This window comes from Vibrio sp. Hal054 (genome assembly GCF_037162405.1).
Lineage (GTDB): Bacteria > Pseudomonadota > Gammaproteobacteria > Enterobacterales > Vibrionaceae > Vibrio > Vibrio diazotrophicus.
In genome coordinates this window covers 70,797-94,916 of the sequence record NZ_JARLUT010000001.1, presented here as the reverse complement: position 1 = coordinate 94,916, position 24,120 = coordinate 70,797, and the positions used below count along the sequence as shown (strand labels likewise).

The 24,120-nt window shown below is 43.6% G+C and carries 19 protein-coding genes; 14 read left to right on the top strand and 5 right to left on the bottom strand.

Features of this window, described 5'->3' with window-relative positions; genetic code table 11:
- Positions 1-177 precede the first annotated feature (177 nt).
- The 3 genes from P4S58_RS00405 (at position 178) to metF (ending at position 4,919) form a co-directional block, all read left to right on the top strand.
- Entirely contained in the window at positions 178-1,344 is a 1,167-nt protein-coding gene (locus P4S58_RS00405; RefSeq protein WP_102962832.1) for an O-succinylhomoserine (thiol)-lyase, read from the top strand.
- Complete coding sequence (locus P4S58_RS00400) at positions 1,344-3,755, top strand: bifunctional aspartate kinase/homoserine dehydrogenase II (RefSeq protein ID WP_102987287.1); 2,412 nt, start codon at positions 1,344-1,346, stop codon at positions 3,753-3,755. The genes P4S58_RS00405 and P4S58_RS00400 overlap by 1 nt, the downstream gene beginning before the upstream one ends.
- 276 nt (positions 3,756-4,031) lie before the next feature.
- Positions 4,032-4,919 (top strand): methylenetetrahydrofolate reductase, encoded by an 888-nt coding sequence (metF, locus tag P4S58_RS00395; RefSeq protein ID WP_102962830.1) that lies wholly within the window; start codon positions 4,032-4,034, stop codon positions 4,917-4,919.
- Positions 4,920-5,008: 89 nt separating this feature from the next.
- Here the strand turns inward: metF and zapB are convergent, their stop codons facing one another.
- Positions 5,009-5,251, bottom strand: coding sequence for a cell division protein ZapB (gene zapB, locus P4S58_RS00390; protein WP_042484949.1), 243 nt, complete (start codon positions 5,249-5,251; stop codon positions 5,009-5,011).
- A 321-nt stretch (positions 5,252-5,572) separates the two neighbouring features.
- On the opposite strand from zapB, the gene glpX reads away from it, so the two are divergent.
- On the top strand, positions 5,573-6,580 hold the full coding sequence (gene glpX / locus P4S58_RS00385; protein WP_042484947.1) for a class II fructose-bisphosphatase: 1,008 nt from the start codon (positions 5,573-5,575) through the stop codon (positions 6,578-6,580).
- Positions 6,581-6,647: 67 nt separating this feature from the next.
- On the opposite strand, the gene pfkA is transcribed toward glpX, so the two are convergent.
- The 3 genes from pfkA to P4S58_RS00370 form a co-directional block, all read right to left on the bottom strand.
- Positions 6,648-7,610 (bottom strand): 6-phosphofructokinase, encoded by a 963-nt coding sequence (pfkA, locus tag P4S58_RS00380; RefSeq protein ID WP_102962829.1) that lies wholly within the window; start codon positions 7,608-7,610, stop codon positions 6,648-6,650.
- A gap of 247 nt (positions 7,611-7,857) precedes the next feature.
- Positions 7,858-8,766: a CDF family cation-efflux transporter FieF gene (gene fieF / locus P4S58_RS00375; RefSeq protein ID WP_042484942.1), complete on the bottom strand. Its 909-nt coding sequence runs from the start codon at positions 8,764-8,766 to the stop codon at positions 7,858-7,860.
- 147 nt (positions 8,767-8,913) lie between these two features.
- The gene (locus P4S58_RS00370) at positions 8,914-9,498 is read right to left on the bottom strand and encodes a CpxP family protein (RefSeq protein WP_180980128.1); all 585 of its coding nucleotides are present in this window, start codon (positions 9,496-9,498) and stop codon (positions 8,914-8,916) included.
- 247 nt (positions 9,499-9,745) lie between these two features.
- Between P4S58_RS00370 and P4S58_RS00365 the strand changes: the two genes are divergently transcribed.
- The 3 genes from P4S58_RS00365 to P4S58_RS00355 all read left to right on the top strand — a co-directional run bounded on the left by P4S58_RS00365 (position 9,746) and on the right by P4S58_RS00355 (position 12,426).
- Positions 9,746-10,429, top strand: coding sequence for a response regulator (locus P4S58_RS00365; RefSeq protein WP_042484937.1), 684 nt, complete (start codon positions 9,746-9,748; stop codon positions 10,427-10,429).
- On the top strand, positions 10,429-11,829 hold the full coding sequence (cpxA, locus tag P4S58_RS00360) for an envelope stress sensor histidine kinase CpxA (protein ID WP_102962827.1): 1,401 nt from the start codon (positions 10,429-10,431) through the stop codon (positions 11,827-11,829). Before P4S58_RS00365 ends, cpxA begins: the two co-directional genes overlap by 1 nt.
- 123 nt (positions 11,830-11,952) lie before the next feature.
- Complete coding sequence (locus tag P4S58_RS00355; RefSeq protein ID WP_042484930.1) at positions 11,953-12,426, top strand: tRNA (cytidine(34)-2'-O)-methyltransferase; 474 nt, start codon at positions 11,953-11,955, stop codon at positions 12,424-12,426.
- A gap of 89 nt (positions 12,427-12,515) precedes the next feature.
- Here the strand turns inward: P4S58_RS00355 and P4S58_RS00350 are convergent, their stop codons facing one another.
- Positions 12,516-13,016 carry an FxsA family protein gene (locus P4S58_RS00350; protein ID WP_102962826.1) on the bottom strand — a complete coding sequence of 167 codons (501 nt, stop codon included), beginning with the start codon at positions 13,014-13,016 and terminating at the stop codon, positions 12,516-12,518.
- A 109-nt stretch (positions 13,017-13,125) separates the two neighbouring features.
- Here P4S58_RS00350 and P4S58_RS00345 point away from each other — a divergent pair, with 109 nt between their 5' ends.
- The 7 genes from P4S58_RS00345 to pyrB all read left to right on the top strand — a co-directional run bounded on the left by P4S58_RS00345 (position 13,126) and on the right by pyrB (position 24,108).
- The gene (locus P4S58_RS00345; protein WP_102962825.1) at positions 13,126-15,036 is read left to right on the top strand and encodes a sensor domain-containing diguanylate cyclase; all 1,911 of its coding nucleotides are present in this window, start codon (positions 13,126-13,128) and stop codon (positions 15,034-15,036) included.
- Between the two features lie 178 nt (positions 15,037-15,214).
- The gene (gene aspA, locus P4S58_RS00340) at positions 15,215-16,666 is read left to right on the top strand and encodes an aspartate ammonia-lyase (RefSeq protein ID WP_042484923.1); all 1,452 of its coding nucleotides are present in this window, start codon (positions 15,215-15,217) and stop codon (positions 16,664-16,666) included.
- Between the two features lie 504 nt (positions 16,667-17,170).
- Positions 17,171-18,616, top strand: coding sequence for a YfcC family protein (locus P4S58_RS00335; RefSeq protein ID WP_102962824.1), 1,446 nt, complete (start codon positions 17,171-17,173; stop codon positions 18,614-18,616).
- Positions 18,617-19,483: 867 nt separating this feature from the next.
- Positions 19,484-20,704 carry an arginine deiminase gene (arcA, locus tag P4S58_RS00330; protein WP_042484918.1) on the top strand — a complete coding sequence of 407 codons (1,221 nt, stop codon included), beginning with the start codon at positions 19,484-19,486 and terminating at the stop codon, positions 20,702-20,704.
- Positions 20,705-20,767: 63 nt separating this feature from the next.
- Positions 20,768-21,679, top strand: coding sequence for a carbamate kinase (gene arcC / locus P4S58_RS00325; RefSeq protein WP_042484915.1), 912 nt, complete (start codon positions 20,768-20,770; stop codon positions 21,677-21,679).
- A 79-nt stretch (positions 21,680-21,758) separates the two neighbouring features.
- Positions 21,759-22,769 (top strand): ornithine carbamoyltransferase, encoded by a 1,011-nt coding sequence (locus P4S58_RS00320; protein ID WP_102962823.1) that lies wholly within the window; start codon positions 21,759-21,761, stop codon positions 22,767-22,769.
- 409 nt (positions 22,770-23,178) lie between these two features.
- Positions 23,179-24,108, top strand: a complete 930-nt coding sequence (gene pyrB, locus P4S58_RS00315; RefSeq protein WP_042484909.1) for an aspartate carbamoyltransferase — start codon at positions 23,179-23,181, stop codon at positions 24,106-24,108.
- The last annotated feature ends 12 nt before the right edge of the window (positions 24,109-24,120 follow it).

The window sequence follows — 24,120 nt, the reverse complement described above, 5'->3', positions numbered from 1 at the left end:
AAGATAAGTAAAGTATGATGCAATTCCCCAATATAGACGAACACATGTATTCTTACTGTAAATTTGGATGTCTATACACAAACTAATTGTAGTTGCAGTTAAGTGACAAGCGAGTCAGCAACAATGCAGCTTCAAATAGGACGGGTATATTTAAGAGTCTTAGGAAAGGAAACACTCATGACCAAACGTAAGTCAGCTACCATCGCAGTTCGTACCGGAATCGAATCAGATACTCAATACCACGCGGTCGTTCCACCCATTTATCTCTCGACTAACTACGGCTTTCCTGCGTTTGGCGAAGTTCCACAATATGACTATACCCGCTCTGGCAACCCTAACAGAGGTCTGCTAGAAAAAGCGTTATACGAATTAGAGAGCGGTGAAGGTGCAGTGGTGACCAACTGCGGCACTTCAGCTTTAAACCTGCTTGCGTCAACGTTTCTTAGTCCTAACGACTTAATTATCGCTCCTCATGATTGCTATGGCGGAACTTACCGTTTATTCAACACCCGTTCGAATAAAGGCGACTTCAAAGTTCAGTTTGTTGATCAATCGGATCAGCAAGCACTTGCAGCAGCATTGGCGAAAAAACCAAAACTGGTGTTGTTAGAAACACCTTCTAATCCACTAGTGCGAGTGGTTGATATCGAACAAATCTGCCAGCAAGCAAAAGCGGTTGGTGCTTTAGTGGCGGTAGACAATACTTTCTTAACCCCTATATACCAACAGCCCCTGACACTGGGCGCTGATTTTGTCATTCACTCTACGACTAAATTTATCAATGGTCACTCAGATGTGATTGGTGGTGTCGTGATCAGTAAAACCAAGGCTCATGCTGAAGAGCTTGCTTGGTGGGGGAACTGTATTGGCGCTACGGGAACACCGTTTGACAGCTATATGACACTGCGTGGTATTCGCACCCTAGGTGCACGCATGCGTGTGCATGAAGAAAGCTCTCTGCAAATTTTGGATTATTTGAAATCTCAATCATTGATTAAAACCATATACCACCCTAGCCTACCAGAGCACCCAGGGCATGAGATTGCGAAGAAACAGCAGCTTGGTTTTGGTTCAATGCTCAGTTTTGAATTTGCAGGTAGCTTCGATCAACTAAAATTCTTTGTGGGAGAATTAAAACTCTTCTCACTCGCTGAATCTCTTGGTGGTGTGGAAAGTTTGATTTGTCACCCAGCGAGTATGACTCATCGCGCTATGGGCGAAGCTGCTCTTGCTGAAGCAGGTATTTCGCATCTGTTATTGCGTTTATCGGTTGGCTTAGAAGATGCTTCTGATCTCATCGCTGATTTGGATCAGGCCTTTACCAAAGCTAAGGAGAAGTTTTAATGACGGTTTCACGCCAACTACATAAATTTGGTGGCAGTAGCTTAGCGGATCCTGAATGTTATTTACGCGTAGCGAACATTCTTAAAGAGTACTCACAACCTGAAGATTTAGTGGTTGTTTCAGCGGCAGGCAAAACAACCAACCGCTTGATTGCATTTTTAGAAGCATTGAACAAAGACGGCCGTGTGGCCCATGAAACATTGCAATCACTGCGTCAGTTTCAATGCAAATTGGTTGAAGACTTACTGGAAGGTGAAGTCGCAGATAACTTGTTGACGCAAGTGAATGGCGAATTCATTCGCTTAGGCGAACTGACGGCTCCGTTGTCAAAAGCGGAGCAAGCCGCTGTTCTCGGCCACGGTGAAGTATGGTCTGCTCGTCTGTTAGCGGCGTTACTCAACCAGAACAGCTTACCTGCAGTTTCTCAAGACGCTCGTGAATTTCTTCGTGCAGAAGCAGGTACGCAACCAGAAGTGGATCGCTCACGCTCTTATCCACTTATTAAGAAAGTACTGGCGCAGCATGCACATCATCGTATCGTGATTACCGGTTTTATGGCGCAGAATGACAATGGCGATACTGTACTGCTTGGACGTAATGGCTCTGACTACTCAGCAACAGTCATTGGTGCTTTAGCCGATGTTTCTCGTGTCACAATTTGGAGTGACGTTGCCGGTGTTTATAGCGCAGACCCTCGCATCGTAGCGAATGCTTGTCTGCTGCCTTTGCTGCGTTTAGATGAAGCGAATGAACTGGCTCGCCTTGCCGCTCCTGTGCTACACAGCCGCACATTACAACCGGTAGCTCAAAGTGCAATGGATCTTCAACTGCGCTGTAGCCATAAGCCAGAGTCCGGTTCAACCAAAATTGAACGTGTATTAGCCTCTGGCCGTGGTGCTAAAATCATCACCTCATTGGATGAAGTGCTGCTGATTGAACTGGAATTCGGTCACGGACATGATTTCGCCCGCATTTACGATGAGACACTTGAGAAGCTAAAACGCGAGCAACTTGAACCTCTCGCATTTGAAGCCCAAGCAGACCAGCACAAACTCCGTTTGGCTTATACCGCAGAGATCGCGTCGGGTGCTTTGTCATACCTGCAAGACATTGCGACTGCTGCAGATATAAAACTGAGAGAAGGCTACACCTTAGTCGGTGCTGTCGGTGCTGGCGTCACCAAAAATCCTAATCACAGTTACGGTTTCTACCAACAGTTGAAAAATGCACCCGTTGAATTTATCTGCGAAGCCGAGTCAGAACTGAGCTTAGTGGCGGTACTCCGCCAAGCGCCAGTAGAGAAACTCGTCGTCGGTGTACACAACCAGATTTTCCAAGCTCAGAAACGCGTAGCACTTGTTCTATGCGGGAAAGGCAACATCGGTTCTAGCTGGCTGAAGCTGTTTGCAGAACAGAAAGAAGAACTCGAAAAGCGTCGCGGAATGAACTTTGAACTGGTCGCGGTCGTGGACAGTCAGACTTACTGGTTTGACCCACAAGGCATAGACCCTGAGACAGTGCTGAATCGTTACCACGATGAAGCGATCCCGAATGAGGACAATAGCTGGCTGTACAAAGTTGGCAAACTGCAAGGCTACGACGATGCTATTGTGCTGGATGTGACTGCAAGTAAAGTTCTGGCTAACCAGTATCTGGATATCGCAGAACAAGGCATGCACCTTATCTCTGCCAATAAAGTAGCGGGTTCCGCATCGACTGAATACTACAACCAAGTGAAAGATGCCTTTGCAAAAATCAGCCGTCACTGGTTGTACAACGCAACGGTAGGCGCTGGTTTACCTATCAACCACACTGTTCGTGATTTACGAGAGAGTGGCGATGACATTACTGCCTTGTCAGGTATTTTCTCTGGCACTTTGTCTTGGCTGTTTCAACAATACGATGGCTCTATTCCGTTTAGTGAACTGGTTGATCTCGCATGGCAGCAAGGGCTGACTGAACCGGACCCACGTAACGACTTAGACGGTTCAGACGTCATGCGTAAGCTGGTTATCCTTGCCCGAGAATCCGGTCTAGACGTTGAGCCTCAGAGCATTCGCGTTGAGTCTTTGGTTCCAGAAGAACTGCGCGATATCTCGTTGGATGATTTCCTCGACAACAGTCAGTTACTCAATGAACGATTAGCTGAGCGTCTGGCTAAAGCGCAAAAGCAGGACAAAGTGCTTCGCTATGTTGCTCGTCTGGAAAAAAACGGTAAAGCAAGCGTCGGCGTTGAAGCTCTGGAAAAAGATCACCCACTGGCGAACTTATTGCCTTGTGACAACATTTTCGCCATCGAAAGCCGCTGGTATAAAGACAATCCGCTGGTCATTCGCGGGCCTGGGGCAGGTCGAGAAGTGACTGCTGGAGCGATTCAGTCTGACCTCAACCTACTTTCCAGCTTCTTATAACTTTATAAAACTCGCCGTAACTGGCGAGTTTTATTGTTTATAGCTAGCAAACTATCTCAAGCCAGAATATCACTCGAAGTTGTCGGCTTTTGATATGAAATATCACCTTTTGGAGTTTAAAAGAGTTGAATTGGCTTCACGATCAACATGAGAAAAATTCATAATAGTTAAGTTGACATTAAAACGTATTCAATACATCCTGTAGCCATATAGACGTCTAAACGTTAATTTAAACGAATATCAGCGTTTGTAGTGCAAGCTACAAGGAGAAAAAAGATGGGATACACACACGCAGGCCATATCGACGCTTTAAATCAGAATATTTCTGAACTTTCTAACATTAATGTGTCTTTTGAGTTTTTTCCGCCTAGTTCAGAAAAAATGGAAGAAACCTTGTGGAACTCTGTACACCGTCTAAAAACTCTTCAACCAAAGTTTGTCTCTGTAACCTATGGTGCAAACTCTGGTGAACGTGACCGTACCCACTCGATCATCAAAGCAATCAAGGAACAAACTGGCCTTGTTTCTGCGCCACACTTGACCTGTATTGACGCTTCTCGTGAAGAACTGATCAACATCGCTGATGATTACTGGGCAAACGGCATCCAAAACATTGTGGCACTGCGAGGTGACATTCCTCCTGGCGGTGGCAAACCTGAAATGTACGCATCCGATCTGGTTGAGTTACTGAAATCTCGCCACGATTTTGATATCTCAGTAGCGGCTTTTCCAGAAGTACACCCTGAAGCAAAAAGTGCTCAAGCGGATTTACTGAACCTGAAACGCAAAGTCGATGCAGGTGCGAACCGTGCCATCACTCAGTTCTTCTTCGATGTAGAAAGCTACCTGCGTTTTCGTGATCGTTGTGTCATGGCTGGCATTGATGTGGAAATCGTACCGGGTATTCTGCCAGTATCTAATTTTGCTCAGGCGTCTCGCTTTGCTGCACAAAACAATGTGAAAGTACCAAGCTGGATGGCAAAACAATTCGAAGGTTTGGAAGATGATCCTGTGACACGCCAGCTAGTAGGTGCAAGTCAGGCAATCGATATGGTTCGTGTTCTTTCACGCGAAGGCGTAAAGGACTTCCATTTCTATACGCTAAACCGTGCAGAAATGACTTATGCGCTTTGCCATACTTTAGGTGTTCGCCCTACTCGCTAACATCAAACAAAGCTGTTCTAACTGGATATTCGAAACATAAAAAAACGCCGATAATCTTCGGCGTTTTTTTGTTTGTGAAAAGCGCAGGCTTATTCCACATCATCCATTTTGCCAAGCAGGTTACGGATGCGTTCTTGCCATTGGTCGTGCTCTTGTTGAATTTGTTGTGCTTTTTGAATAGAAGCTTCGTGGTTTGCTTTTAACTCATTCGCTTCTTCAACTAGCTTTTGCTTCTCTTCTTTAAGCTCTTCAACTTCCATTTGCAGTAGAGCGATTGTGTCAACCGCAGTTTGAATTTTTGCTTCTAGTTGTTCTAGTACTTCAAAAGACATGGTACTTACCCTTTATTGATTCGGTTGCAATGGACAAAACGTCACTGATTGCCCCATTCTACTCAGCCCAGCCCAGAGAAACACTCACTATATTCGATCTTTTTCGCTATTCGCTTAAAAAAACAGCGCAATTTTACCTAACGCTAACTTTCATCTAAGAAAGTGACTACAGCTCGATCGGAATACGCCCAGTAACGTGTTAAATCTCACTATCTTTTGATCCAATACAACTCTCTGCTAGGCTAATTAGCAAACGTTTTCCTACTATTATGTTAGAATGCCGCCCAAAATTATCCCCTATCGTTCTGAGTTGGAGTGAAAATGAAACGTGATTTAGCAATGGCTTTTTCCCGAGTCACAGAAGGTGCTGCACTAGCAGGTTATAAATGGCTTGGTCGCGGCGATAAAAACGCTGCTGATGGCGCAGCCGTAGAAGTCATGCGTACACTACTGAATCAAACAGAAATCCAAGGCGAAATTGTTATTGGTGAGGGGGAAATCGACGATGCTCCTATGTTGTTCATCGGTGAAAAAGTTGGTTTAGGTGGTGATGAAGTCGATATCGCCGTTGACCCAATCGAAGGCACTCGTATGACGGCGATGGGACAATCGAATGCACTAGCGGTACTTGCGGCTGGCGAAAAAGGCAGTTTCTTGAAAGCACCAGATATGTACATGGAAAAACTGGTTGTTGGTCCGGGTGCGAAAGGTTGTATCGATCTGAATAAACCGCTAAAAGAAAACTTAGAAAACATTGCTCAAGCTTTAGGTAAATCACTTGATACGCTTGTTGTTACAACGCTTGCAAAACCTCGTCACGACGCGGTAATAGCGGAAATGCAGCAAATGGGGGTTCGTGTATTTGCTGTGCCAGACGGCGATGTAGCAGCTTCTATTTTGACATGTATGCCAGATAGCGAAGTGGATGCAATGTACTGCATCGGCGGTGCACCTGAAGGTGTGGTTTCAGCTGCTGTTATTCGTGCTCTTGACGGCGATATGCATGGACGTCTGCTTCCTCGTCATCAAGTGAAAGGTGACACAGAAGACAACCGTATTTGGGGCGCAAGCGAGCTTGAACGCTGCAAACAAATGGGTGTTGAAGCAAACGTAGTTCTAAAGATGGAAGATATGGCGCGCAGTGACAATATTATCTTCTCAGCGACAGGTATCACTAAAGGTGATCTGCTAGAAGGTATTTCGCGTAAAGGCCATATTGCAACAACCGAAACTCTGTTGGTTCGTGGGCGTTGCCGTACTATTCGTCGTATCAAATCGATTCACTACTTAGAACGTAAAGACGCAGAAATTCGCGATATTATTCTCTAAAAATTAAGCATAAAAAAAGACCGCACTAGCGGTCTTTTTGTGTTTAATCTTTGTCTTCAAACGTTGCTTAGAATAACTCTTCAGCCACTTTGTAAAGATCTGTACGAACTGGACGACGCATGTTTTCAATCGCATCGATGATGTCATGGTGAACCAATTCTTCTTTTTGGATACCAACACAACGACCACCGTGGCCTTCCATTAATAGGTGAACTGCGTAGTTACCCATACGAGAAGCCAATACACGGTCAAACGCTGTTGGTTTACCACCACGTTGGATGTGACCAAGAATGGTTGCGCGAGTTTCACGCTTAGTTGCTTTCTCGATCTCTTTCGCCAGTACATTTGCATCCACCATCAACTCAGTAAGAGCAATGATTGCGTGCTTCTTACCTTTTTTGATGCCGTCTTGAATGTTTGAAATCAGGCTATCCATATCTAAGCCTGTTTCAGGAGTAATGATGTACTCACAACCACCCGCAATTGCAGATGTCAGAGTTAAATCACCACAATGACGACCCATGATTTCTACGATAGAAATACGTTGGTGAGATGAAGAAGTATCACGTAGACGGTCAATAGATTCGATAACAGTATTAAGTGCTGTTAAGTAACCGATAGTGTAATCAGTACCTGCGATATCGTTATCAATTGTGCCCGGAAGACCGATACATGGGTAACCCATTTCAGTCAGTTTCTTAGCACCCATGTACGAACCATCACCACCGATAACAACAAGCGCTTCGATACCGTGCTTCTTCAAGTTTTCGATAGCTTTTTCACGTACTGCGACTTCTTTGAACTCAGGGAAGCGAGCTGAACCTAAGAAAGTACCACCACGGTTGATTACATCAGAAACACTTGAACGGTCAAGTTTCTTAATGCGGTCTTCATATAGACCGTGGTAACCGTCATAGATACCATAGACTTCAATGCCTGCGCTTAACGCTGTACGTACTACACCGCGAATTGCCGCGTTCATACCCGGAGCATCGCCACCACTAGTCAAAACACCGATCTTTTTTATCATGATCACCCTCAATTTTTTGAAATTTGTATAGCTATTTTTGGCGCTGCCCGAAATTGTATTCGAACAGCAGAATCTTGTAATTATGTTTGTATGTTAGAAGAACTAACTTGCTTAGCATGCGCTGCTATAAAGCTTTTTACCCAGAAACAGTATTACAGTTTTGCACTATCCCATCGTTGATTCACATCAGATTCATGCATTTTATTCATACCGCAAAAAAATATAGTCGATCTGACAAGCTTTGTCGCTACCACGGTTGAAGTTTTTGTTTCCTCTCAGGGCCAAACATTAACGAGTACGGATCTTGGTGAATCAAGACATCCGCCCCCGGAAAAGCCTTACATAATTTGTCATCGACAACGTCTGCAATCCGATGCGCTTCAATCAAAGGCATCTTGTCATCCAGTTCTAAGTGTAGCTGAATAAATCTCACTGGCCCTGACATGCGAGTTCGCAGGTCATGAACCCCCATAACACCTTCTACAGATAGAGAAATCTGACGTATCTGTTCTCTTTCCTCTTCAGGAAGTTGCCTATCGAGTAACGTTTGAATAGCTTCTTGCACCATTTTGTAAGCACTGAATAGGATAAAACAGCCGATACCAATTGCAAACACCGCATCAGCTTGTGTCACACCAAACCAGCTTAGGCCTAATGCAATCATAATCGCGCCATTCATGTATAAGTCTGACTGATAATGCAGTGAATCCGCAGCAATGGCCTGACTGCCTGTCTTCTTAACCACATGACGCTGAAAAAGCACCAGACCAAAGGTCACGATGATCGCCAATAAGCTGACATAAATACCGTACTCAGGGGTTTGCAACTCATGCGGGCGGAAAAAGCGATCGACACCATTAAGAATGAGGAAACAGGCCGAACCAGAGATAAACATAGCTTGAGCAAGCGCAGCCAAAGACTCCGCCTTGCCATGACCAAATGCATGTTCTCTGTCTGCCGGCTGAAGGGAATAGCGCAACACCACAAGGTTTACCACAGAAGCGGCGATATCCAACATTGAGTCGATGAGAGATGCCAATAAACTGACCGACCCGGTTACCCACCAAGCCGCAACTTTAATGATCAAAAGTAAGGTAGCAACACAGGTTGCTGTCCACGCAGCAATGGTGACTAAACGTGCGTATTCCTTTTTCATAACGTCTTACCTTAACAAACAATGCATTGATTATACCTAAAAGCTCTCAGGATGCTTGTTTGAGAATAAAATTAGTCACAGGTTTAACCAGAAGAGAAAAGGCAGCCTAAGCTGCCTTTGAATCACTGCACGCATTCAATACGTGACTTATTGCATCATAGGTGCCATGGATTGGCCTTGAGGGCCTCCACGCATCATGCCTTGGCCGCGTGGACCTTGACCACCTTTTCCACCTTGACCGTTAGGACCACCTTGTCCAAACAACACACATTCGTTCATACGGTCTTGTTGAATAGATGCCAGTTTTGTTTTTTGATCTGCAGTTAACACGTTCATCATCTCGTTGCGGTGCTGCATCATAGCCACACGCTGCTCTGCGCGAAGTTGAACCATTTGTTCTGCCAGTTTTTTCGCTGCGGCTTCATCGAAGTTTGATGACATCACCAAATCGCGTTCTTGCTGTTTCAAAGCGCGCATTTCAGAGTGTTTGCCACTGCGTTGTGCATGCATCGCATCACGTTGTTTTAGGCGAAGCTCTGCCATTTTTGCTTTCTGCTCAGGAGTGACATTCAATTGAGAAAACATTTCTGGGTTCATCATGCCACCACGTCCACAGTCACCACCAAAATCGCGACCCGGACCTTTACCCCCACCAGCTGCAAATACAGCGGCTGAGCCTAAAGTAATTGGTAGAACAATAGCTGCAAGGATCATTTTTTTTGCCAGTTTCATAATCTTTTCCTTCTCGTTGGGACTTGAATCGGCTGCCTGTGCAGCGCTTAAATTTATAATACGACTTGGCATGTAAAGCAGTGTTTAAGAAGCGTAAATAATCGTAAAGGGCGAGTTTAGCTATGATCCCAAAGCTTAATTCACAGTACACTATATTCAGCAACCACCGTTTTGATTGAACGGTTTATATTGAACGACTGTTGGCAGTAAACGATGGATTGGCAGTTCGTAATGTTTTGAGGTAACCATGGCACACATCCTACTGATTGATGACGACACAGAATTAACCGGCTTGCTGAAAGAAGTTTTAAGCTATGAAGGGTTTGACGTATCCGAAGCTAACGATGGAGAAGCAGGGCTACACGCGGTCAATGACAGTGTCGATTTAATTTTGCTCGATGTCATGATGCCTAAGCTCAACGGCATGGAAACGCTGAAAAAAATACGCGAAAAATGGCAGACACCCGTGCTGATGCTCACCGCCAAAGGTGAAGAAATTGATCGCGTGATAGGTTTAGAACTGGGGGCTGATGACTATCTTCCAAAACCGTTTAGTGACCGAGAATTATTGGCAAGAATTCGTGCAGTACTGCGCCGTACTCAGCAACATCAAAACAAACATTCAGACATGATTGAATGCCAAGACATTCAGGTTTTTCCGGGTAAGCAAGAAGCTTACTGCCAAGGTGAATTGCTCGATCTCACGTCCACAGAGTTCGCCCTATTAACCCACTTTGTTCAAAACCCGGGCAACACCATCACCAAAGAAGATTTGAGTCTTGATGTACTGGGCAAAAGGTTAGCCGCTTTTGACCGCGCCATAGACATGCATGTCTCCAACCTTCGTAAAAAACTGCCTGAACGCGCAGATGGAAAAGCGAGAATCAAAACGCTTCGAGGGAGAGGTTACCTAATGGTGTTGGAGGATTAATGCGTTTACCAACATTCAACAATCTCTATGGACGTATCTTTGCCATATTCTGGCTCACCATGTTTTTGGTGTTGCTGGCAGTATTGGCCATTCCCCATTTAGATCCGCGAAAATCTCGCGACTTACCGCCAGAGATGCATCAACGCATCATCGTGCAGAAAGAGATGCTTGAAGAGCATTTTAGAGACGAAACCAATCTCACGCGTATTCTGATGTTCCTTGAGGGAAATGGAAACCGTGGTTTCGGGCCGATGAAACATAATGAAAACCGAGATGAGCGACCACGTTTCTTTGTCACTGACTTGGATGGCAACGTGTTAACCGCCCGCGAGCACCCAGATTTCAAATACAAGGCACTGCAAAACTTTGCGACCAGTATTGAATCCATCGATAAGCCGCAGCAACGCCTATATGGTCGATACATGATTGCTGGGCCTGTGCCAGTTGTTTTAGCCAAACGAGACCTGTTGCTCTATGTCGGTTTCCGCTGGGATCTACCACCACCTTTGTTACTTCAGTTGTTTGATAAACCAGTACAACTACTGTTAGCCGTTATGTTAGTCAGTACTCCGCTTCTGTTATGGCTTGCCTGGGCACTGAGTAAGCCAGCACAACGTCTGGCACAAGCCGCTCAGCGCGTGGCGCGTGGACAATTTGAAGCAGACCCAGATCTTGAGAAAGGTACTATGGAATTTCGTCAGGCTGGCCGTAGCTTCAACCAAATGGTTGAAGCCGTAAATCTAATGATCTCTGGCCAGCAGAGACTACTGTCTGATATCTCCCACGAGCTGCGTTCTCCACTTACCCGCTTACGTATGGCTAACGCACTGGCAACCCGCAAACAAGGTACCAGTAGCGAACTTGAGCGAATAGACACCGAAGCTCAGCGCTTAGAACAGATGATTGGTGAATTGCTCGAACTGTCGAGAATGCAGACGAATAGTCACCTGAGTAGTGAAGAGCAACCTCTGCGTAGCCTGTGGGAAGAATTGCTTAGCGATGCTCAGTTTGAAGCAGAGCAAATGAATAAAAAGCTGCATTTTGATGATATTCCTAATGTCACTATTTCTGGTAACCCAAAACTATTAATGAGTGCCTTAGAAAACATCGTTCGCAATGCTATTTATTACAGTAAAGACAACATCGTTGTGCACTTTTCTGCCACAGATAATCAGTTAACAGTATCGGTAGAAGATGACGGAGATGGTGTACCCGACGACGAGTTGTCGCAAATTTTCCGCCCGTTTTATCGCGTTTCAACAGCGCGAGACAGACACAGTGGCGGCACAGGTTTAGGTTTAGCCATCACCGAAAGTGCGATTCGTCAGCACAGTGGTGTGATTGAAGCTAGCCGCAGCTCACTCAATGGCTTAAAAGTTCAGTTCACTTTGCCAATCTAATCAAGATTTACTGTAACTTGTGATTTATGGGGCGAGAGATTTATACTCGCCCCTTATTTAACAGTCCTACCACAAAAGATTAGGTCTTGTGACTTCACAAACCTAGTAAGGAAATTAACCGTTATGTTTGATATTGCCCTGTACGAGCCAGAAATCGCCCCTAACACAGGAAACATTATTCGTTTATCCGCAAACTGTGGTGCGAACCTTCATTTAATCGAACCTCTTGGCTTTGATTTAGAAGAAAAAAAGGTACGTCGCGCCGGTCTGGATTACCACGACTTAGCACGAGTGACTCGCCATAAAGACTATAACGCCTTTCTGAACTACCTAGCTGAGCGTGGCGACTACCGCATTTTCGCCTGTACCACCAAAACAACAGGGCATCATGTGGATGCCAAATTCCAAAAAGGTGATGTGCTACTTTTCGGTCCTGAAACACGCGGCCTTCCAGCCGAAGTTATCGAGAGCTTACCGATGGAACAGCGCATCCGTATTCCAATGATGCCAGATGCGCGCAGCCTGAACCTGTCTAACGCTGTTGCCATCATTGCGTTTGAAGCGTGGCGACAAATGGGATTTGAAGGAGCGTTGTAATCTCTGTGTACTCTGCTCATAGCGGTAAAAAATGATAGATCAAAAAAGCTCTGGCACAGACCAGAGCTTTTTTATTGGGTATTCAATACTCAGTGAAGGCGATGATTTGAATTCTGCTCATCATCATCGTCTTTTTTCTCGAATTCACCATCAAAGGTCTGTCCCTGATGGGAATCATGCGGACGGTACGGATCACGCTCAAAATGGCTGGAATGAAAACCACCTGACAGATTTGACACCACCACTTTGCTCATTAGGTATTTGGCAATCATCGCGCGCGGCGCTGGTAATAGAACCAACATACCCATCGCATCTGTCATAAAGCCAGGAGTAAGAAGTAAAACACCCGCAACAGCAAGCATCACACCTTCAACAATTTGCTGTGCTGGCATTTCACCACGTTGCATGCGTTGTTGAACAGTAAGCAGCGTTTGCAAACCTTGGCTTCTGACCAAGGAAGCCCCGACAAACGCGGTAATCAAAACCAAAGCAATCGTCGGCCACAAGCCCAACATACCGCCGACTTGAATAAACAAGCCAATCTCGATAATAGGCACAGCAATAAATAGAATTAGTAAAATCGGAAACACGGCTCCTCCTTATTTTGCTACACCTTAGCGCCAACAATTCGCCAGCGCAATGGAAAAGCGTCTTAGGCTCAACTACCTTTTAAGTAGATTTTGAGCCAGAACTATAACTATGAAGCGAATTTCCAGCACTATCAAAACCGGTATTGTGTTGTGGCTTGTGTTGTCACTCGTTCCGCTCGCCTATTACTTTCATCTTAAAGACAAAGCTCATCAGTTTTTTATCGCTCACTTAGAAGCACAAGGGCTGCAGTTCCTCTCGTATGTAGACTCCAAAGCTCGACGTACACACTCGCAAATTCAACAGACTTTTTATGAATTAAGCCATTCGTCTCTGCTCAATGATTTTGCCGTGAACAGAAATCCTCAATTTCGTCATTATCTTGAAAGCCAGTGGTATCTGGCAGCCTTCAACTCAACGCTTTTTTACCAATTGCGTTTTATCGATAACCGAGGCTACGAGGTAATTCGGGTTGATTACATGCCCAACATGTCCCATCCCTATGTGGTACCCAATGACCGACTACAAAACAAAAGCAATCGCGACTATTTCCTTTACGCCCAAAAACTGGCGAATGGAGAGCAAGGGCATTTCGGTATTGACTTAGAATTTGAGAACGATAAACCCATCATTCCCTACAAACCCGGATACAGAATCATTTACCCAATTATTGCCAACTCAGTCAGACAAGGGTACTTCGTTGCCAATCTAGATGTTATGACCATCATCGAACAAATCACCAGCAACACCCAAAACCTGAATGTCGATTTCATCGATAATCACGGTTACTACATCATTAGCAGCGACAAAAATAAATTGTTTGGTGATCTAATTCAGTCTCGCTCAGATAACAATTTATCCTTAAAAAACGGAGAGGTTTGGCGAGCCATTCAACAGAACCAAAGTTCCGGTAATAGCGTCTTAACAGACAGAGGGTTATATATTTTCCAGCGCTTTAGCAGTCCCTTATTTGGTTCACAGAATACTTTAACCATGCTGACCATGTATCCACCGTCTGCCATTTCAGGGCTACTTTCAGAAAGAACCAAACAGCTCAAAATTGAAGCCACGGTTATTTGGTTATTTCTGGGGCTTCTCTCAATTATAATTGCGATGTTTATGGATGCGTTTCGACGCATTAAGGCCGACCAAACCTATGCTGAATATGCGATAGAAAACAGTATGGCAGTGGTGGTCACCGATAAGAATATGAGAATACTGAGGGTTAATACTGGCTTTTGTAACTTGGTAAACAGCGATGTAAGCTTATTGCATGGTGGCAACATCATCGATTTCTTTGAGTCTCAAACGAAACAAAGTCTGATTCAAAGGCAGCTTTCGATTCGCGGGATGTGGCAAGGACACCTATCCTTACACACGACTGATAATAAAGAAGTCATTTGCCAAACGGAAATACACGCGATTTTGGGTAAACTGAAAAACATTCAATACTATGTCTATTCCTTTACAGACATTTCCGAGCATCACAACACCATTATCACACTCAAGGAGCGCACAGAACGCGACCCAGCGACGTCTTTGTGGAACAAGAAGAAATTCGACCAGAACATCCAATATCAAAGTCGCTTAAAACAACGCTATGCCAATCATCCAACTTGCTGCCTTGCTGTGCTGGATATAGATTCGTTCAAGCAAATTAACGACACATTTGGACACACCGTTGGCGATGAGGTCATTTTGTATATCGCCAATCAACTGCGCATGGTACTGCGCGATACCGATTTTATTGCACGAATTGGTGGCGATGAGTTTGCCGTTCTGATTCAACACACGGATCTTGAAAAAGCCAAAGCACTTATGCAGCGTGTCACTACAGATATTAGAAACTGGACACTTTATGATGTGACAATCAGCGTTGGGTTGGCCGAAGTGACATCCGATGCGAACCAGACTTTCTCAAACGCAGACCAAGCCATGTACCGCTCTAAACGCAAAGGAAAGAACTGTGTTTCTATTCACGGCCAAGAAACTTTGAACGTTTTAGAGTCACACTCTCCATAAACTTGATTTTTACTGACATAAAAGGTGACGAAGTTACTATTTTTTAATTACAACTTAAGTATCATACGTTGCTATATCAGGACGGTTTTCCAGCCAATTATTCTGATGAATGGATTCTTAATACAGATACGGCTTACTGTAATCAATATCAATAGAATTATTCTCTAAGGATCCAACTATGGCTACTCTATTTGAAGCTACACAAACAGCTCAACCAGCCAATCGTATTGAAGAAGATCTACTAGGTCAACGTCACGTCCCTGCTGATGCCTACTACGGTATCCATACACTTCGAGCAATTGAAAACTTTAACATTTCCAGTGCAACGATATCTGATGTTCCTGAGTTCATTCGTGGCATGGTAATGACCAAGAAAGCGGCCGCTCTTGCAAACAAAGAGTTAGCCGTTATTCCAAAAGATGTCGCAAACTACATCATTCAAGCGTGTGATGTGATCCTTGAAACAGGTAAGTGCATGGATCAATTCCCGACAGATGTATTCCAAGGCGGCGCTGGTACTTCAGTCAACATGAATACCAACGAAGTCATTGCCAACTTAGCGCTAGAGCTAATGGGCAAAGAAAAAGGCCAATACCAGTTCATTAACCCGAATGACCACGTAAACCGCAGCCAATCTACCAACTGTGCTTACCCAACGGGGTTCCGCATTTCTGTATACAACAGCGTGCTAAAACTGATTGAAGCGATTGAGTATTTGAAAGGCGCGTTCGAACTTAAGAGCCAAGAATTCACCACTGTAATCAAGATGGGTCGTACACAGCTGCAAGATGCTGTACCAATGACTGTGGGCCAAGAGTTTCACGCTTGGGCGGTAACATTGAACGAAGAAATTCGTGCTCTGGAATACACCTCTAAGCTACTGCTTGAAATTAACCTAGGTGCAACCGCAATCGGTACTGGCTTAAACGCAGCACCGGGTTACCAAGCTTTGGCAGTAAAACACTTAGCAGAAGTAACAGGTTTAGAAGTTGTACCGGCTGAAGATCTTATCGAAGCAACGTCAGACTGTGGTGCATACGTAATGGCTCACGGTGCGTTAAAACGCCTAGCAGTGAAACTGTCTAAGATTTGTAATGACCTACGTTTGCTTTCTTCAGGGCCTCGCGCGGGTTTAAATGAGATAAACCTTCCTGAACTTCAAGCAGGCTCTTCTATCATGCCAGCGAAAGTAAACCCTGTTGTTCCAGAAGTGGTAAACCAAGTGTGCTTTAAAGTACTTGGTAACGACAACACTGTGTCTTTTGCAGCTGAGGGCGGTCAATTACAGTTGAACGTAATGGAGCCAGTAATTGCTCAAGCGATGTTTGAGTCAATCTCACTGCTTTCAAATGCGTGTGTAAACCTTCGCGACAAATGTATTGACGGTATTACAGTCAATAAAGAAGTTTGCGAAAACTACGTGTTTAACTCTATCGGTATCGTGACCTACTTGAACCCATACATCGGTCACCACGAAGGTGACATTGTAGGCAAAATCTGCGCCGAAACAGGTAAGAGTGTCCGAGAAGTGGTTTTAGAGCGTGGACTACTTACGGAAGATGAGCTTGATGACATTTTCTCTGTAGAGAACTTAATGCGCCCGCAATATAAAGCTAAACGCTACGAGTAATTCTCTGTTCATTGTTGATATAAAAAAGGAGCTTAGGCTCCTTTTTTCTCTTCTATAACAATTAAATTGATTCATATCAAAAAAATCACTAATAACTTTAACTACATACTCTTGAATAAAATTCCATAAAAATCTTAAAAGAAAACAATAACAGCCAAAAGAAAAAGAGAGCAAACAAAACTAAAGAATAGAATTTCATTAAATATAACAAAATACCCCGAAATTATTTTTCAATTATTCTCTCCAAAATCCCCCTCCATTGTTTTGTGAGGAAATGCAAAGTTAGTTATATCTAGCCAAATTAAAATCCCAATAAGAATTAAATCGAAAGCCTAACAACTAAATAAACTTATTATTTTTATAATGAAAAATAATACTTTTCTAATGCGTAGTAATTAATTCACTACTTCATAAGATTTTAATATCCAATTTATTGAAATAGGGAATAATAATTTTAGCCACTGAAAACATTGGGATTATAGGTCCAAATGTAAGGAGATAGCTATGACAACCCAAACAGTATCTACGGAACCTAAAGGTGGATTCTTTTCTAACTTTAAATTTCCTTCTGCTTATACAATCTTATTTTTATTAATTGCTCTCGTAGCAGCCCTTACTTGGGTTGTTCCCGCCGGACAATACGAGCGCACAATGAACGAAGATTTAGGCCGAGAAGTACCTATTGCTGGTACATATCAACCTACCGAAGGAAACCCTCAAGGAATCATTGATGTTTTAATGGCACCGATTGATGGCTTCTACAATCATAATAGCTACGAAGCAGCGGCTATTGACGTATCACTGTTCATTTTGGTTATTGGCGGTTTTCTAGGCCTTGTGACAAAAACAGGGGCTATAGATGCGGGCATTGCACGAGTAACAGCGCGCCTTGAAGGCAGAGAAGAACTGATGATTCCAATCCTAATGGCCCTATTTGCCACAGGAGGAACTGTCTATGGCATGGCAGAAGAGTCACTTCCGTTTTATACCCTGTTAGTACCTGTCATGATGGCTGCAAGATTTGACCCCGTTGTCGCTGCAGCAACAGTGCTACTTGGCGCGGGCATTGGCACTCTCGGTTCAACCATTAATCCATTTGCAACGGTTATTGCCGCCAATGCGGCAGGAATCCCGTTTACTGATGGCATTTTGTTAAGAGCCGCCATGCTTATCATTGGCTGGATTGTTTGCGTGCTCTACGTTATGCGTTACGCGAAAATGGTTCGAGCTGACCAAACAAAATCCATTGTGTTTGACAAATTTGAGGAAAACAAAGCGCACTTCCTCGGGAGCCAAAGCGATGAGTCTATCGAATTCACTGGCACTCGAAAGCTTATCCTAACGATATTTGCCGCTGCATTCGGTGTGATGATTTATGGTGTTTCCGTTGCAGGTTGGTGGATGGCAGAAATATCAGCCATGTTCTTAGGTGCAACTATCATCATTGGTTTGGTAGCACGCATGAGTGAAGAAGAGTTCACTAGTAGCTTTATAGACGGAGCTCGAGATTTACTAGGCGTTGCATTAATTATTGGGATTGCTCGAGGAATAGTCGTAGTAATGGATCAGGGAATGATTACCGATACTATCCTAAACTCTGCTGAACAAGCAGTGACAGGGCTTTCTTCAGTAATTTTCATCAACGTAATGTATTTATTAGAAATTCTACTCTCTTTCCTCGTCCCGTCATCATCAGGCTTAGCGGTGCTAACCATGCCAATCATGGCTCCACTAGCCGATTTTGCTGGAGTAGGAAGAGAGTTGGTAGTCACCGCTTACCAATCAGCATCGGGTATTGTGAACCTCATAACTCCAACCTCAGCTGTTGTTATGGGTGGTTTAGCAATTGCGCGTGTTCCTTATGTTCGTTGGATAAAATGGGTTGCACCTTTATTGGGTATTCTGTGTATTTTAATTATGGCTACACTAAGCATTGGTGTTTTCCTGTAGAGCTTTCCTGCCCCATCAGCCGCGCTAAGCGCGGCTTTTTTATTGCCGAATGTAGACTTCACGTCAATGCGTTAGCGCCCTCCTCCAACACTCCCACTTATATTTATTGCCGCAATTTCTCTTAAACAAGGCGGCTCAAATAAATACGACTCCTGTCGTTCAGATATCAATCATGCTGATAGCCCCTTTTCCAACGAGGCAGCTTCCATCTGCCCAACAACGTCGCTCATTCACTTCCATCCTTTTTTAAAAGAAAATTTGATATTCGGGATAATTAGCACACATATCGGAAATATTATTCTAAATATATTTATCACAATAATTGTGAGATTACTTTTTATAATTAATAGAATACAAAATGTAATCCGAAGATAGAAACCACTCTAAAACACACCTAAAAAACAACTTGCTTTAGATCAAATTTCATCAATTTATTTTGTTAACAAACACAAAATAAAGACTAAAGAAGTAACTAGCTACTCTGATTTCCTGCATATAAAAATAAAAAAACCATGCAAAAGACGTCTAGAACAGTGAATAAAATTCCCATTGATTCACCGCACGCATATACACAATAGATAAATACATGTGTTCGCCAATGAGTAAATCGACTTATTTTTCATTAAATCACTTCATTTACCCAAACAAAAATAGAAAAACAAAATGAATAATTTTTGTTAAAAACACTTTTCAACCACAATAAATCCATAAATAACAATTTGTGATTAATATCCAAGAAAGGTAGAAAGCCCACCGTAATATAAATATCAGAACAAAGAAAAAACTAATTATAAACACCCTATAAACGCTATTAAATAATTATGTATTTAATAGGATTGGAAACAAAGAATATAGAGAGATACGATTATGAGTAAGTTATATGTAGGTTCAGAAATCGGTCAGCTACGTCGTGTATTAATTCATCGCCCAAGACGTGCGCTCTGTCATTTAACTCCATCAAACTGCCATGATTTACTGTTTGATGATGTATTGGATATCGAACGTGCGGGTAAAGAACACGATATTTTTGCCAATACTCTACGTAACGAAGGTGTTGAAGTACTGCTACTCACTAATTTGCTCGCTGAAACATTGGACGTTCCTGAAGCCAAAGAATGGCTACTCAACACGCAAATTTCTGACTATCGCTTCGGTCCAACGTTTGCCAACGACCTTCGCTGTTATCTAAATGATCTTCCAACTATCGAATTAGCCAAAATACTCACGGGTGGACTTTCATTCGGTGAGATGCCTATGAAGTCATCTTCCTTTATTCAGCAAATGAATAAAACCAATGACTTCATTATTAAGCCATTGCCAAATCACTTGTTTACCCGTGATACCTCTTGCTGGGTTTATGGCGGTGTTTCAATCAACCCGATGGCTAAAGTCGCTCGTCAAAGAGAAACGAATCACTTACGCGCAATTTATCGCTGGCATCCAACTTTCGCAGGTCAAGATTTTGTTAAGTACTTCGGTGATGAAGAACATAGCTACGACAAATCTACAATTGAAGGCGGTGATGTTCTCGTTATTGGTCGTGGCGCTGTTTTGATTGGTATGTCAGAACGCACGACACCTCAAGGGGTTGAACAACTAGCATCATCCCTATTTAAACACGGACAAGCGAAAGAAGTGATTGCTCTAGAACTGCCAAAAGATCGCTCATGCATGCACTTGGATACGGTAATGACACACATGCGTGAAGATACATTCTCTGTGTATCCCAATGTAATTCCTGATGATGTGAATTGCTGGAGCTTAACAGGCGATGAATCAGGAAGAGTAAAAGCAACTCAGAAAGACTCCTACATTCACACCATTGAAATTGCGTTAGGCATCGACAAGTTAAACATGATCACTACAGGTGGCGACAGTTTTGAAGCAGAACGCGAACAGTGGAACGATGCGAACAATGTTCTAACCGTGCGTCCTGGTGTTGTGATTGGTTACGAACGAAATACCTATACCAATGAGAAATACGATAAAGCAGGTATCACAGTGTTGCCTATTCCTGGAGATGAGTTAGGCCGTGGTCGTGGCGGCGCTCGCTGTATGAGCTGCCCAATTGAACGTGACGATATCTAATCATTAAATTCGGGTTGTGGTGCGTTTATCCCTACCACAACCTAAGCACAAGGATAATAACTCATGACTAAACAAACAGTCGTCGTCGCTTTAGGTGGCAATGCCTTACTCCGTCGGGGTGAGCCTTTAGAAGCAGACATTCAACGCCACAATATTGAAATCGCCGTCAAAACGATTTCTGAAATAGCTCAGGAATATAACGTGGTATTAGTGCATGGCAATGGCCCTCAGGTTGGGCTCCTAGCGCTACAGGGACTGGAATACAAGAAAGTAAACCCTTATCCACTTGATGTTTTAGGTAGTGAAACACAAGGCATGATTGGCTACATGCTAATGCAGGAGTTCAAAAATCGGTTACCAGAGAGAAATGTCACTTGCATGCTTACTCAGATGACAGTTGATCCCAAAGATCCTGCATTTATTAACCCAACGAAGCCTATTGGCCCTATTTACCAAGAAGCGGAAGCCCGTGAATTAGCAGAAAAATACTGTTGGACAGTGAAACCTGATGGTAGCCACTTTCGCAGAGTGGTTCCAAGTCCAAAACCAACTGGAATCATTGAACATGAAGCCATCACTCAATTAATTAACCAAGGCCACTTAGTCATCTGCACTGGCGGCGGCGGTATTCCGGTCAAACGAGAGAACGGAAAGCTGATAGGAGTAGAGGCCGTCATTGATAAAGATATGTCTGCTGCATTCCTTGCGAAACAGATTGGCGCTGATGCGCTGTTAATTCTGACCGATGCAGATGCTGTCTATTTGAATTGGGGGACGCCAACTCAAACAGCCTTACGCAGTACAACACCAAGTGAGCTATCTCATTACCAATTTGATGAAGGTTCAATGGGTCCAAAAATTGAAGCCTCTTGTGAATTCATCAAACAAGGCGGCACCGTCGTAGGTATTGGCGCTTTAGAAGATGGCCTTCGAATTTTACAAGGTGAAGCGGGAACCAATATTACTCGCGACTAAAAACAAATTAACAAGATAACTTAATGATTATTCGAGCGGTTACTTCAATCAAGTAACAGCCGAACAAGAGGATAACATCATGGCTTTTAACCTACGCAATCGTAACTTCCTAAAATTACTCGACTTCACTCCACGCGAAATTCAACACATGTTGGATTTAGCCGTGGAACTCAAAAAAGCCAAATATAACGGCTATGAACAACCGCGTTTAAAAGGAAAAAATATCGCTCTGATCTTTGAAAAAACCTCAACCAGAACACGATGTGCATTCGAAGTCGCCGCGTTCGATCAAGGCGCGCAAGTCTCTTATCTTGGTCCTTCAGGCTCACAAATTGGTCATAAAGAGTCAATGAAAGACACAGCTCGAGTACTGGGCCGTATGTACGACGGTATTGAATACAGAGGCTTTGGCCAAAGTATTGTGGAAGAACTTGGCAAATATGCCGGTGTTCCAGTGTGGAACGGGCTAACTAATGAATTCCATCCTACCCAAATTCTTGCTGATTTTATGACCATGCTAGAACATGGACGCGGTAAACAGCTTCATGAAATTAAGTTCGCTTATCTTGGTGATGCTAGAAACAATATGGGTAATTCTCTCATGGTTGGTGCGGCCAAAATGGGTATGGATATTCGCCTTGTCGCACCAAAACAGTTCTGGCCAACGGAAGAACTTGTTGAAACCTGTCGTTCTATTGCTAAAGACACCGGTGCAAAAATTACATTAACAGACGATGTTAATGAAGGCGTTATGGGATGTGATTTCCTTTACACAGATGTTTGGGTCTCTATGGGTGAAGCCAAAGAAGCATGGGCTGAACGTATTGACCTTATGCTCCCTTATCAGGTCAATATGGGAATGCTTAAAGCAACGGGTAACCCACATGTGAAATTTATGCATTGTTTACCAGCATTTCACGGTGAAGACACAACGGTCGGCAAAGAACTAGCGCGTGAATACCCTGTTTTAAAAGATGGTGTTGAAGTCACCAACGAGGTCATTGAATCTGATCATTCTATTGTGTTTGACGAAGCAGAAAACCGCATGCACACCATAAAAGCAGTGATGGTTTCAACTTTGGGTGATTAATGCCCAAGTGAGCCATTTCACTTATCCCAATGCGAGCTGAATAAAGCTCGCATTATTTTCCAAAGCCTAAATACAAGTTTTTGTTATAGAGACTAGTAGCATCAATGTGCGTTCATATGTTTCAAACATGAAGGCATTTTCGCATAAAAATCCATTTTCTGGATATTTTCGCCAAAACATTGAAAGCGCTATTTTTGTCCGTATAATCCTCAAAAATTTTTAATCGGAGGCATGACATGAGCAACTTTTTCTTACCATCGCGTTGCAAGTCTCGTCTGAATCAGACGGGATATCCTGTTTTGTTTTTCCGTTTTTATCCAATTTCTAGCCTCCTATTTTAGGAGGCTTTTTTTTACTTAAATTTCGCTCTCATGATGAAGCGTATAAAACACAAAAAGGAACAAACGTTATGGCGCATTCGTTATTTAACCGACACATCATCTCGATTCCAGAGCTTACTCGAAGTGAACTGGAACTCATCGTGGACACAGCAGCAAGATTAAAAGCTGAGCCCAATCCTACATTGTTAAAGAATAAAGTCGTCGCGAGCTGTTTTTTTGAGCCATCAACTCGTACACGCCTCTCTTTTGAGACAGCCGTTGAGCGCTTGGGAGGAAGTGTGATTGGTTTCGACAATGGAGGGAATACTTCTTTGGCCAAGAAAGGGGAAACGCTTGCAGATTCAGTACGAGTCATTTCTTCTTATGTGGACGCATTTGTTATGCGTCATCCCCAGGAGGGTGCTGCACGCTTAGCTGCAGAGTTTTCTAACGGTGTGCCAATCGTAAATGGTGGTGATGGAGCAAACCAACACCCGACTCAAACACTGTTAGACCTGTTTTCTATTTATGAAACCCAAGGGCATCTGGACAACCTAAATATCGCTCTTGTTGGGGACCTAAAGTACGGACGTACCGTTCACTCTCTAACCCAAGCCCTAGCGAAGTTTAATAACGTAAGGTTCTTCTTCATCGCACCAGAAGTACTTGCGATGCCTGAATACATCTGTCAGGAGTTGGAAGAACAAGGAATACAGTTCAGCTTGCATAACAGTATTGAAGACGTCGTTCCGGAGTTAGACATCCTATATATGACCCGCGTGCAAAAAGAACGTTTTGACGAGTCTGAATACGCACACATCAAGTCTGCGTTTATTTTGACGGCTGATACGTTAGCAGAAGCTCGTGATAACTTGAAAGTTCTGCATCCACTTCCACGCGTCGACGAAATTACTACCGATGTCGATAAAACACCTTACGCCTACTACTTTCAGCAAGCAGAAAATGGGGTCTACGCTCGCGAAGCCCTTTTAGCTCTAGTTCTCAACGAAACGATTTAAATGCAGGAGACG